Origin of the sequence: Bacteroides sp. 2201st1_D9_2201SCRN_220225, assembly GCF_040928965.1 — a bacterium.
In the GTDB taxonomy this organism is placed as follows: domain Bacteria; phylum Bacteroidota; class Bacteroidia; order Bacteroidales; family Bacteroidaceae; genus Bacteroides; species Bacteroides stercoris.
Genome location: NZ_JBCODG010000015.1, coordinates 67,936 through 80,384, shown reverse-complemented (window position 1 = coordinate 80,384; position 12,449 = coordinate 67,936). Strand labels below are relative to the sequence as shown.

Here is a 12,449-nt window from a genome sequence, read left to right as displayed (position 1 = left end):
GTTACGGATTGTAGCTATAACAACATGAAAGGGTCGTATCAAACTCCGTTTGGGGAGTGATGATACGACCCTTTCTTGAATATTTTTTGAGTCTTTCTTGAATACTTTTTGAATCTATTTCAGCTCTCCTCAAAAACTACTTCCATCCCATTCTCCCGGCCAACAAACCATACACTTCCCCGTTCGGAATCATCTGCCCCTTTTCACGGGCCGTTTGCGTATATTTTATGGCGTCCACAAGAATATCATCATTCAAATAGCCTGCATATTCCGCCACCGTAGAGTATTTCATTGCCATTGGTTCGGCTACATAATCTTCCGATACTTCTTGTTTTTTATAGGTTTTCGCTTCACTCATGGCTCTGTGTGTTTTTTCGCAAAGATACGGTTATTATTCAGATAAACAAGCCTATACGTTTTTCTTTTCTATTTCTTTTGCGACAAAGCATCCAGACATTCTTTGTTTCTCAGTATTCTTTTTTTATCAAATACCCATCCCCACTTATTAAAATATTGAATAGCAGAGCAAATATGATATTTCAATAATTTCCAACTTTTATAAGAGCCTTTTTCATATCCATGATACACAGATGCCATAGGATAGAACATTGTTTTAGACACCTCTCCTATTCTACGGCATAAATCAACATCCTCAGAATACATAAAAAAACGTTCATCAAAACCACCTACCTTTTTTAAAACATCTACTCGCATAAACATGAAGCATCCGGACAGCACCGGAATCTCCATTATTTTGTCATACCCCATAGCATGCAATTCATATTTATAAGCACGTTTCTCCTTATATTTCTTTATAGGAATAAAACGTCTCCCAAACAAATCCATTGGAGAAGGCAACAACTTACATAGATACTGGATGTTACCGTCTGAATAAAGGATTTTGGGCATAACCTGCCCCACATCGGGGTTATGATTCATGTATTCACAAATTTTCGTGACAGCATCAGCCTTAAACTTTATATCAGGATTTAAAACAATATGATAACAAGCATTTTTCCTTATAGCTTCGCGAATGGCGATGTTATGCCCTGCACCGTATCCCAGATTCCGGTCGTTAAAGACATAAAAAACTCTCTTTTTATCAAATTTTGCGACAAAACTTTCCAGTTCCCTATTAGGGGAGTTATCTATCAGATAGAGAAAGGAAATACAGCTATCCAATACACTGGAAACAACCGTATTCAATTCATCTTTTGCTGTCTTATAAAGAACAATAGAGGAAGTTATCATTAGTTTTCAGAATATAAATGTATTTGTTATTTTAAATTTAAAAGTAATCTTTGCATTGTAACGTACAGATGTAGCATATAAAAACGGCGTTTTCTCAATAAATATAAAAAGCAACGTTTTCTTAATGGTAAAAGCTTTATATATTTATTTTCATACCACTGAGGTATTTTTCTTTCAAAACTGCATATAATGTCCTTAACAACTTTTTCATTTACTCCTGCATCTATTGCCTTAAATACAGCACCGTATAAAACCAAATGAATACCTCTATATGTTTTTTCTTCTTCAAACTCAACCGAAACATTTTCATATATGAAAGTAAAAGCATCTACAAAACCTTGATAAATACGTTTGTTTTGAGAAGTGGAAAGAGACTGTTCACGATATAGATAATTATAAAACGGAGTAGGAATATATGTAACTTTATGTGATAAAGATATTAATAATGGAACGGCTGCTGCATCCTCCGAGTTATATAACGAGGGTAACTTGATTTTCTTTATAATGTCCGATTTTACGACAAGTGCACACAAAGAATCAAAAGCTATAGCTACATAATCTTTAATGGAACGCGCTTCATCCAAAAAGCGGGTACACTGTATATGCTTCTTTTTACCACTTTTATAATTCCGATAAAAGTCGAAAAAAATCATATCATAATCATCTGTTGACAGCTTTTGATAAATATTCTCCAAAAAGCATTTTTCATACCAGTCGTCACTATCCATAAATGTTACGTATGCTCCTTTAGCGGCAAGAACTCCCGCTTCTCTTGCCTTACCCGGACCACCATTCTTCTCCATTCGTATCAAATGAGTATTTAATTTGGTCTGTTCACAAAAGGTCCGCAAAAAATCATAAGTATTGTCTGTGGAACAATCGTCAATAAAAATAACCTCAAAGTCTGCAAATATTTGCTTTTCCAATGAAGCAAGGCAACGCTGCATCAAATTGGAAGAGTTATAGCAAGGGATTATAACGGAAAAAAAAGGATGCATTTTAATAAATCTTTAATGAATAAGTAATTGTCCGAAAATAGTCTGGTATGGGTACACATTCAATATATTTCGTTCAAAGAAGAAAACAGACAATAAAAATAATGAAAAGACCACCAGTTTCCTATATTTCGAATCCAACTGATACAAAGCTGCCATATTGAACAAAGCCACAAAGAGGAATAAAGTATTTAAACGTCCGAAGATCTGTACCTTTATAGTCAGAATATTGACAATTACATAAACTAAATTTAATAATATAAGATACAGATTTTTAGGATTCTGTTCCAATAGTTTCTTTCTGAAAAAGAATATAACAAAAGGTATTGACAGTCGAATTAGGACTCCCAAGCCACTGCCTATTTCAACCTCCGAATTCCAGTCTGTATTCATATAACCTCCGTAACGGGGTATCAATAGCATTGCAACTGTGAAAATCACATTAATAAAGTTAAATTTAACAACAAGTATATAAAAAATAAATATCAGTCCATAGATATAAATCGGCTTGCCTAGTTTGAATTTCTTAAAAGGATAAGTGAGTAATGCAAATAACGCAGAGAAATGAAATAACAAGGATGAGATACCGTATAAATATGTCTTAAGTTTATTGTCTGAATATAAATAATAATATAACGCACATATTAAGAATGTTACAGCCAAAAATTGACGAACAAAAGATAAACTATCAATATATACATACAGAGTATAAAAAGAACTTATTAGAAAAAAGCTTTTTCTCCCAATACAAAAAGATATAGGAAAATACATTACGAAAGAGGTCAATATAAAAATCCATTGTGTCTCTAAATCAAGATAACGGGCCGAATTTTGCAACAACAAAAAACCTGGTTCATCAATATAGGCATCAACCAAATTATTGTATATTTCTGAATAATTCCCATAATCATAACCAACCTCGTATCTTATTGCAGCAGGAACAAATAAAGTAAAGAAAAATAACCAACGAGCCAATATGCGATGACTCCTATTGTTGCTGAATTCTGCAATATATCCACAAGCAATAGAATTTAATAATATGATATTATAAATCAAAAATGAAAACATTTTCTATAAAGAGCAATCGTATTGACCGATATTTTTTTAATTACTATATTTTGATTTCAGAACTTTTTGAACCCAAACAGGAAAAGCTTTATAAAACCACAGATATATATGAATATAAAAATAATGGCAGGTATCCCATCCGAAAATTCTATCAATGCTTTTCCTGTCAGAAACAGTCAGGCTATTGTCTTTTAGAATTCTTCCTATCGAAACACTTGTCCCGACAATGGCCAAATATCCTATGTTTTTTTGAGTCTTCCTACGAAGTTTTTTACTACTCAATTTTAACAAGTCCTCCGCTATAAACAATATATCATGAAATTTCTTCAACGTATATTCCGAACGAATAATAGAGCCTTGCCTCAAGTAGTAATTATAAATACAGATGTTTTTATAATATATAGCATTAGCATGCAATAACATTTTAGGCATCCAATTTACATCTTCAAAAAAAATACCTTTTGTAAAAAAAAGGTTATTATCCAGCAGAAAACTCTTTTTATAAATACCTTGTACAACCAAAATATTGATAGATTTTACGTAATACCGGTTAAAATAATCTTCACCGGTATAAACACGACTTTGCTCCTCGATTATAGCAGGTAGATAATGCCTGTTTTCGCCCTCTACAATATTAGAATAATTGCCTACAAGAACATCTGGAAGAGAATTGTACCCACTACGAAAAAGAGTAACCAAATTCTCAGCTTTAATAGTATCATCACTATCCAAAAAATAAACATATTCTCCACAAGCGTGCCGTAAACCGACATTTCTTGCTTCACCCAGGCCTTGATTATCTTGGTTTATAATCTTTATGTGAGGATATTTTTTTGCATAGTCTTCTACTATAGCCATACTTCCATCAGGCGTTCCATCATTGACTATTATTACCTCACAAGCTAAACCCAAGCCAAAAATTTTAGAAACACTATCCAAACATCGGCCTATATATGCCTCTACATTGTATATAGGAATGACAATAGATAATTCCATTGAATATTTAATTATATATTATACACTTAGCCGATATTTCTTCTTGAGAATACCAAGTTAGATTGGGAGAGTCTGTTACATAATTAAAATTAGGATCTGGAGTCATATAGCCTTCACCATAATTAGCCTTCAAGTACTCATCTGTATTTGCCGGTATTTGCACAATGGTATTTTTAAAATTCATCTCAGTAAATCCCTTACACGGCGTTTTTATCTCTGCCACAATAGCCGGTAACTCAATACCTTTTTCCAATAAAATATTTGGTGGACAACTGAAAGTATATGTATATAGATTGTCTGTATCATCTTTTTTATAATAAAAAAAGAAATCAAAATTGACATCCTTATATCTATAGGTCAATTCCCTCCCATATTCATGCCCTGCAATAAAAAATTCTCGTACAGAAGTGAAGCCGTTTTCCTGCATAAGTGTTTTTATTTTATCATAATCAGTACCAAATGCTCCAAAATCCATATCAAAATCATTTTTTATAAAGTCAGAATCACGATAAGCCCCCAATAAAGTCCCAAAGTCAAGCCAAACATGTATTCCATTCTTTTTAAGAAGCTGAATAACTGTATTAAAAACAACATCCGAGTTTTCAAGGAACTTTACCTTCTCTTCAGCTATTACTAATTTTCGGTGATAACTTAAGAAAGGTTCAAGCATTATCTTAAACAGATAACACTTTTTCAAATAAAAAAGAGTTTTGGTTATAAAAAAGCGCATATTTTCTTTACTTTAAAATTAATGTTTCTAATGTTTTTAGAATCTCTATATTCTGTTTTTTAAATCGGATATATATTTCTTCAAATCATTTTTATCTGCAATGAGAAATGAATAGATAACAGGGCGCATAAAACCGGAAATTATGAAACCGTACTTTTTTTCAAGAGACAGAAAATTTGTGTTTAATAATTCATTGAACTCAATCATATTCTTACAATACAGTTCGTATCTTTCCTTACGGTAATTTTTTCTCATGGCGTGTAAATGAAACCAAAGAAATCCTCCCCAATATATTTTTTCAGAGCTTCTCATTATCTCTACTATTCGGTTTAAATCCTTTTCATATAAAGGCTGATAATAAGTCTTACCAGATATTGGGAAAATCAAATGATCGCCAGAACCATTGATTGGTGGTTGTACTCCATTATCATATGTACCCGCTGCCACTCCTATCCGAGTCGATTTGAAAATATTCAGACCAGAAAAAGAGGATATAACCTTATCATTTTGTATCTTCTTTTTTGTATAACGTTCAACCATAGTCATCAACTTTTCAGGGAAAAAAAGCGGAGCGACAAAACGGTTAAACAAAAACGGGAGCTTAGCAAAAAGACGTATCAAAAAGAAATAGTATTGATATGATATATTTTCACTCAACGAGATAGCAACCTTCTCCTTACACCGATACAAATCACAAAAAGCCTTGAGTTTATCTGTAAAGTATATCTGATCTGCATCAATCTTCATTGCATAACGATATTGTGCCTTAGATAAAGTATAGTTATAATAATTGGCTAACAAATGCACTGAGTCCATAGAATAGCTGGTAGCAAGTTCATAATCCGCATCAGATAACTCATGAGACAAGATTTTAGGCTTATAATAATATATTCTAATCTTATCGGGATATTGTTTCTTCTTTTGAAGGATTATGTCCAATGTATTATCTACGCTATCCTGATATGTTATCACCAGCTCATCCAATGCCTCAATGCAGGAATCTATACTCTCAGCAACAAAATCCGCGTCATTCTTGATTCTTAATAATCCTGAAACCCCGACAGGTTTTACCCTGTCAAAAGATGAAATTTCAACGGAATAATCTTTTTCTTCCTTTTCTTCGAATACCCAATTATTATCTTCTACTTTTGACATAACAGATTATTTTTTTGCTGTAATTTACCAATATAATACTTTCTCTAAATTTAAATATGAATAATCCTGCCAATACAAAAAGCACAGCTATAGGAATCTCTATCGCCACTTTTGCATATGCATTATCTATTAGCAATCCCACTCCATATATAAATATACCCATTGATACTGAAATCGTTAAAACCGGCAGCAACTCTTTCCACTGTTCTCGCATAGACAGAGATATAACCTTAGAGGTGAAAAACATACCGACAAAAACATTGAAAAGTAAACTTACTGCAATTCCTGCACACATAGCTTTTATCCCCAATGGAATGGTTAACAGCAATACAGCTACAGAATTGATTTTTTTTAAAACTTCGGATTTCAAAACATAATCCGTACGTCCTACTGCATTCAATACTAAATAGTTGAAGTTTATCACAGGATACCACATATAGGCAATACATAACAACTGCAATAACACAGCAGCAGGACTCCACCTATCTGTTAAAACTATATTTATAATCGGGTCGGCCAAACAGCATAACCCAATCATTAAAGAAAATATCAGCAAGCAAGTCAATCTTAAATAATGTATGTAATGTTGCTTCAATATTTCCGGTTTTTCCTGCTGAGCACACAATAAAGGATAAATAACCCTATTTATAATGAAAGTTATATTATATGACGGTAATTGAGAAAAGACGAAAGCCCTATTGTAAAAGCCGACCTGGTCTGCCGAGAATTTTTTACCAATAACCAATGTATACAGATTGGTATATATAGTTTCCAATAATCCTGACAGCAATAGTTTAGAACCAAAATTAAACAACTCTTTAAAAGATTTCAAAGAAAAAGATAACAAAGGAAACCATCTGACACAACACCATAGTAGAACAACATTTAGCATATTGTTAAGCAAAGTTTGAACCACTAAAGTCCATACCCCATAACCTGTATAAGCCAAATAAACACCAACTCCACCACTTACAACAACAGCTGCCAAAGAAATAATAGCTTGCAATTTAAAATTCATATCTACCGTTAGTTTCGTAATCTGAACTATCGATAATGAATTAATTATTAAATTCAAACTGATAACTTTAGTTAGTAATTCAAGCCTTGGCTCACTATAAAATGAGGCTATAAAAGGGGAACTTACATATAATATTGCATACACAACAACTCCTATTAAAACATTAAAATAAAAAGCTGTAGAATAATCAATATTCGTCCGTTGTTGTTTATGTATCAAAGCATTAGAAAAGCCACAATCAATAAAAGTCTGAGCTATAGCCATAAAAATAGAAAGCATAGCAATCAAACCATAATCCGATGGCTGAACCAAACGAGCTATGATGACACTTAAAATCAATTGGATTGCTTGCACAGAGAAACGTTCTATTGCACTCCATAGAACTCCTGATGCCGTTTTCCTTCCCTCTCCCTCTGACATATCAACAGTTAGTAGCTGGCTTTATTATATTGTCAATAATATATTGTCCTACTTCATCAATATCATTAAAATGAACCTCTAACGGCAAATCTTTACCCCAAACGTTCTTCACTTTTTCCACCAATTCCGGTGTATAATAAAGATTACCTTCTTTTATATCCGCAACTCCATCCAGATAAATAGACTCTCTATTAATCATACGCATCTTTTCCATAGAAAAGATAGATGTGTCAAAATATGACGTTGCTACCGAACCGGTAGCATCAATTATATAGGGATAACCACCTATTTCACCGTTTACTCCAGGAGTATGAATTTTCACCTTCTTTTTATTAGAAATAGCATCCAATATGGAATATATGATATTGAAATTACTGGAAGCATTCATCATATTACGCTTTTGGTCAACAGGCATAGGAATCATACAAGCTTTTAATAAAGCATCCTTATCTATAGGCAGAGAATCACCCCGATAGCGAACATCCAACAATATATCAACCCCTTCGGAATGCCCTTCCTTACTAATCACAACATCATGAAAATGACTTACGCACAATGTAATATCAATCTCATTCAGATTCTCTATTCCATATTTATCAGCAATGTAAAATTTCATTCTCGGAATCAAATGATTCAAATTACCGCTTCCAAAATCAAAATAGGCATTCCCTGCTGATTTCAGCCAAGGAATTACGGCATCTGAATAAGAAGTATTTATAGATATAGCATTGCAGTCTGCCGCTTCATACGCTTTCATAATATTACGGGCATAACGAATGGACAAAGGAGTCCAAATTCCATAAGCACGCAAATTATTCCAAGAAAGGCTTCCATACTTTAACCCCGAATAAACACGGCTACTATTAATTATAAAATCAGGATGCCATTTGTCTAAACATAATGCTATAGATGAAACGTCTTCCAAATTACAATCTGCCTCCACATCTATCTTGCTTCGTAACTGACCGCGAATAGCAGCTGCCGTTCTCACAATATTGACATCCTTCTGCATTTTCTCTGCATTACGACCTGCAACCACTATGTGCAAGCGCTTGTCAGACAGGCTTATCAAATAATCTAACAAGTACACTCCTACACTGCCCAAGCCTATTATCATAATAGTTACGGGAGTATCAGTTTTCATTTTGGCCTGTAGCAAAGCCAATTTCTCATTTATTGATTTCATGTTGTTTTATTAATGAATAAACAATATTATAATCAGATACAGTATTACAATTATACCATGTATCAACAGGGACAAACTGCATAGTATCTAAAGGTAAACTTCCAAAATAACCTTGAATAATTTCAAGATTAGTACCACGAATTTGGGTTGGAGTCAGGTTTCTTATGACTCCTGATAATCTCTCGACAGAAAGGAACTTCCAGATTTGTGCCGAATTATATATGGCTTGAAACGGTTCTGCAATCTCTAACGACAAATGCTTGGTATCATAAAGATAATGTATATGACCGTTCATATCTACATATAAAACGACGGATTTTCGGGAAGTAATAAATTCACGGTTAGCTGTAATAACATTGTTGTTTGAAGAAATAACCTGTTCGAAGCTACCTCCATCATAAAACAGATCTCCTTCCACAAATATTACTTCATCACATTCCGATGGAACAGCCTCTATTCCTTTTATCAAACTATATCCCGATCCGTAATCTTCATAATGAGAATTATAGACCAACTCTATCTTATCTTTGAATTCCTGCAAATTACAATTTATAAAAGCGGACAGTTCTTCAAACAAATATCCGCCTACAATTATATATTTGTCAAGACTACGGGCTTTATCCAAAATCTGATAAAGCAATGAGTATCGAGGATTTTCCTGAAAATAAAGACACTTCAAGGTATCTCGAGAAGTATCCTTATTGAATCGGGTAGCTGTGCCCGCTACTGTTATTATTAAAGCTTTCATCTGTATTTAGAAAGATTTTGTACACACATATCCAACCCCTCCGATAATGAAACTACAGGTTTCCAGTTTGTACGTTTGCGAATTTTATCAGTATCCAATATCCTACGTTCCGGATCAGAAGCGCGATACCCCTCAAACTTTATTATAGGTTCGGCAATATTCAACTTATCGGCTATCAGCTTCACTAAATCAATAATTGAAACTTCTTCATCCGTAGCTACATTATAAACTGTACCGTCCAATGCAGAGGTAGAAGCCATCAACTCTAAAACTGCACGACAGCTATCTATATTATGCAGGAAAGAACGCATATTCTTTTTTGAATTTTCTAATAATATAACCTCACCGGTTTTCGATAAACTATCTATGATATGAGGAATTATGTGTTTGGCAAAACGCTCATGATTACTATAAACATTGGCAAAACGAATGGAACAACCTTTTATCAGCCCTTTATCCACCGCATCTTTCATAAAGAATTCGGTAAGTAATTTCCCTACGGCATAGCTGGTTCTCTGACTGTGCTCAGCTGTGGCAAGCAGCAAAAAATCATCTTCCTTTACTCCACCGCATTCATTCCAGGATTGCATGGAATAAACTTCCGAAGTAGAACAATTGATATAAGTATCGGCATGTACAGAAATTGCCTGTTGCAAAAAAGAGCGCATGGATACGACATTTGTTGTAAATGTATGCTCAACCTCATAAAAATGTTCTGTATGTACTACGGCCGCACAATTAATATATATAGTCCTTGCATAATCCTGCTGAATCCTCCCGACTAAACGAGATATTTCAGACATTTGCTCCACATTATTCAAATCATACTCATAGAAAAGAAAATTCTTATTGTTCACAATATCTTGCACAGCATCTATAGAACTTGCAAAAAAGTTGTCAAAGCCAATAACAGTATGCCCGTCATTCAAAAGTTGACGGGCAAGTTCATTACCGGTCATACCGGTAACGCCGCTTATTACATATAAATTCTTCATATCCAATTTAAACTCCAAGAATTAAACGTTCCTTATAAAACACATCCAAAAAATCCGGATATAGTCGATATTCTGCTTCAACATCGTACTTTACCGCATTATAATGTACCTTGCCTGTCGATAGTTCAAAATAAACATATTGGGCACAAGGATTTTGATTGCGTGGTTGTCCTACAGAACCGGGATTTATGAAAACTGTTTTTTTCTTATTACGCAAGCGAGGACATTCATCCGGATAAAAACATGACATATTATGAGGAAGATGGGTATGCCCCGAAAAAACATAGTCATAATTACGATAATAAATATTGGAAAAGGCATCAGGTCCTAATTTTCCCCAAAAAACATCATTTATACTCCCATGAAGAAACAATAGATGCTTGCCCTGACACTCTATTGCATGTAATCCTGTTGAAATCATATTTTCTTTTATGTATAAAAGAGAGGCTTCGCTCAGAATAGAAGAAGTATATTGAAGCATTTGTTTACCACGTTCCGTAGAAAAATGGCTCAAATCACCATCAAGCAAAGCCTTTTCGTGATTTCCCATCAGATTTACAACTACAGGGTAGGAAAGTTTCTCTAATTCTGAAATCACTTCATTGGGACGCATCCCGTAGTTAATGATATCCCCTAATATAACAACTGCATCCGGCAAATATCCCTGTGCTTGAATGTCAGACAAGACAGCTTTTAGCGCTGTTAAATTTGCGTGAATATCGGATAATATAACAAATTTATCTTTATTCATTATGCGAGAGGAATTCCATGAAACATTCCTTGTTTTCCAGTGTGGTAGTAGTAGGACGACCTAAATCTGTACGAGAATCAATCTTTACCTTCAACTCAAGCAGTACGGGACCATCTAACAATTGTAAATGTTGTAAAGCTTCCTGTATTTCAGACTCTGAAGTGACAGAAAATGCATGACGATAGCCACAGGCTCTTGCTATTGCAGGAATATCAAGTTGGAAACCCAATGTAGGCTGCCCCCCAACAGATTCGTGAGCACCATTATTAAAAAGAATATGATAATAATTAGCAGGAGAAAGACTGCCAATATTACTAATAGCGCCCATATGCATAATAAAAGCACCATCACCGTCTAGACAGTAAACTTTACGCTCGGGATGTTTTAAAGCAATTCCCAAAGCGATAGAAGAACTGTGTCCCATAGAGCCTACAGTAAGAAAATCACGACTGTGTCCATGTCCTTTGACCTCACGGTATTCAAACAATTCACGTGAGAGCTTGCCTGTAGTAGAAACGACAATATCTGTTTCGTGTAAATGATCTATAACCAGCTTCAATGCATCTTCGCGAGATAAAGGATAAACATTGTTCTGCTTTTTCTGAAGTTTATATTTATCAAAAGTATCTTTACGGACCACTATGGCATGAGGAACAGATTTCTCATAAGCAGACACAATAACTTCATGAATCTGAGCCAATGCTTCATCTTCATCCATGTCAAGAATGATATAGGGAATTTTCATAGCTTCCAATAAATCCAAAGTAACCTCACCTTGCTTTTTATGCTGAGGTTCATCTTTTGTTCCAGGCTCACCGCGCCAGCCAACCATTAATAAAATAGGAAGACTGTAAACTTTTTCATCGGCAAGAGACAATAGCGGATTCACCGTATTACCCAAACCTGAGTTTTGCATATACACCAAAGGTAGTTTACCGGAAGCCATATAATATCCTGCAGCAATACCAACAGCAGTACCTTCATTGGCGGCAATGATATGTTTGCCAGCAGAAGCATGATCTGTAATATAAGCGCAAATGTTCTTCAACAAAGAATCGGGAACCCCGGTAAAAAAATCTACACCGTGGGCAAGAAAAAGATTAAAGACTTTCTCGACATTCAGCATACTGTAAATA

The 12,449-nt window shown here is 34.3% G+C and carries 13 protein-coding genes; all 13 read right to left on the bottom strand.

Features of this window, described 5'->3' with window-relative positions:
- Positions 1-136: 136 nt before the first annotated feature.
- Positions 137-358: a hypothetical protein gene (locus AB5903_RS07085; protein WP_270315087.1), complete on the bottom strand. Its 222-nt coding sequence runs from the start codon at positions 356-358 to the stop codon at positions 137-139.
- Between the two features lie 68 nt (positions 359-426).
- Positions 427-1,251, bottom strand: coding sequence for a glycosyltransferase family 2 protein (locus tag AB5903_RS07080; protein WP_368117712.1), 825 nt, complete (start codon positions 1,249-1,251; stop codon positions 427-429).
- Positions 1,252-1,277: 26 nt separating this feature from the next.
- Positions 1,278-2,249: a glycosyltransferase family 2 protein gene (locus tag AB5903_RS07075; RefSeq protein ID WP_195658019.1), complete on the bottom strand. Its 972-nt coding sequence runs from the start codon at positions 2,247-2,249 to the stop codon at positions 1,278-1,280.
- A gap of 12 nt (positions 2,250-2,261) precedes the next feature.
- Positions 2,262-3,314, bottom strand: a complete 1,053-nt coding sequence (locus AB5903_RS07070) for an EpsG family protein (RefSeq protein WP_005653708.1) — start codon at positions 3,312-3,314, stop codon at positions 2,262-2,264.
- 36 nt (positions 3,315-3,350) lie between these two features.
- On the bottom strand, positions 3,351-4,310 hold the full coding sequence (locus AB5903_RS07065) for a glycosyltransferase (RefSeq protein WP_005653706.1): 960 nt from the start codon (positions 4,308-4,310) through the stop codon (positions 3,351-3,353).
- Between the two features lie 7 nt (positions 4,311-4,317).
- A complete protein-coding gene (locus AB5903_RS07060) occupies positions 4,318-5,007 on the bottom strand; it encodes a LicD family protein (protein ID WP_258998388.1) in 690 nt (229 codons plus the stop codon).
- A 78-nt stretch (positions 5,008-5,085) separates the two neighbouring features.
- Positions 5,086-6,195, bottom strand: a complete 1,110-nt coding sequence (locus tag AB5903_RS07055; RefSeq protein WP_005653701.1) for a hypothetical protein — start codon at positions 6,193-6,195, stop codon at positions 5,086-5,088.
- A complete protein-coding gene (locus tag AB5903_RS07050) occupies positions 6,176-7,633 on the bottom strand; it encodes a lipopolysaccharide biosynthesis protein (RefSeq protein WP_005653699.1) in 1,458 nt (485 codons plus the stop codon). The genes AB5903_RS07055 and AB5903_RS07050 overlap by 20 nt, the downstream gene beginning before the upstream one ends.
- Before the next feature lies 1 nt (position 7,634).
- Positions 7,635-8,819, bottom strand: a complete 1,185-nt coding sequence (locus AB5903_RS07045; protein WP_005653697.1) for a hypothetical protein — start codon at positions 8,817-8,819, stop codon at positions 7,635-7,637.
- Positions 8,803-9,567, bottom strand: coding sequence for a DUF6564 domain-containing protein (locus AB5903_RS07040; protein ID WP_016662911.1), 765 nt, complete (start codon positions 9,565-9,567; stop codon positions 8,803-8,805). The genes AB5903_RS07045 and AB5903_RS07040 overlap by 17 nt, the downstream gene beginning before the upstream one ends.
- Complete coding sequence (locus AB5903_RS07035; protein ID WP_034536326.1) at positions 9,564-10,562, bottom strand: NAD(P)-dependent oxidoreductase; 999 nt, start codon at positions 10,560-10,562, stop codon at positions 9,564-9,566. Before AB5903_RS07035 ends, AB5903_RS07040 begins: the two co-directional genes overlap by 4 nt.
- Before the next feature lie 7 nt (positions 10,563-10,569).
- On the bottom strand, positions 10,570-11,313 hold the full coding sequence (locus AB5903_RS07030; protein WP_005653691.1) for a metallophosphoesterase: 744 nt from the start codon (positions 11,311-11,313) through the stop codon (positions 10,570-10,572).
- On the bottom strand, positions 11,306-12,439 hold the full coding sequence (gene aepY / locus AB5903_RS07025; RefSeq protein WP_005653689.1) for a phosphonopyruvate decarboxylase: 1,134 nt from the start codon (positions 12,437-12,439) through the stop codon (positions 11,306-11,308). The genes AB5903_RS07030 and aepY overlap by 8 nt, the downstream gene beginning before the upstream one ends.
- Positions 12,440-12,449 lie beyond the last annotated feature (10 nt).

What these genes read in the sequence shown, in the direction of transcription:
- AB5903_RS07085 (WP_270315087.1), bottom strand. Translation starts at nt 358, where the DNA reads ATGAGTGAAGCGAAAACCTATAAAAAACAAGAAGTATCGGAAGATTAT.
- AB5903_RS07080 (WP_368117712.1), bottom strand. Translation starts at nt 1,251, where the DNA reads ATGATAACTTCCTCTATTGTTCTTTATAAGACAGCAAAAGATGAATTG.
- AB5903_RS07075 (WP_195658019.1), bottom strand. Translation starts at nt 2,249, where the DNA reads ATGCATCCTTTTTTTTCCGTTATAATCCCTTGCTATAACTCTTCCAAT.
- AB5903_RS07070 (WP_005653708.1), bottom strand. Translation starts at nt 3,314, where the DNA reads ATGTTTTCATTTTTGATTTATAATATCATATTATTAAATTCTATTGCT.
- AB5903_RS07065 (WP_005653706.1), bottom strand. Translation starts at nt 4,310, where the DNA reads ATGGAATTATCTATTGTCATTCCTATATACAATGTAGAGGCATATATA.
- AB5903_RS07055 (WP_005653701.1), bottom strand. Translation starts at nt 6,195, where the DNA reads ATGTCAAAAGTAGAAGATAATAATTGGGTATTCGAAGAAAAGGAAGAA.
- AB5903_RS07050 (WP_005653699.1), bottom strand. Translation starts at nt 7,633, where the DNA reads ATGTCAGAGGGAGAGGGAAGGAAAACGGCATCAGGAGTTCTATGGAGT.
- AB5903_RS07045 (WP_005653697.1), bottom strand. Translation starts at nt 8,819, where the DNA reads ATGAAATCAATAAATGAGAAATTGGCTTTGCTACAGGCCAAAATGAAA.
- AB5903_RS07040 (WP_016662911.1), bottom strand. Translation starts at nt 9,567, where the DNA reads ATGAAAGCTTTAATAATAACAGTAGCGGGCACAGCTACCCGATTCAAT.
- AB5903_RS07035 (WP_034536326.1), bottom strand. Translation starts at nt 10,562, where the DNA reads ATGAAGAATTTATATGTAATAAGCGGCGTTACCGGTATGACCGGTAAT.
- AB5903_RS07030 (WP_005653691.1), bottom strand. Translation starts at nt 11,313, where the DNA reads ATGAATAAAGATAAATTTGTTATATTATCCGATATTCACGCAAATTTA.
- aepY (WP_005653689.1), bottom strand. Translation starts at nt 12,439, where the DNA reads ATGCTGAATGTCGAGAAAGTCTTTAATCTTTTTCTTGCCCACGGTGTA.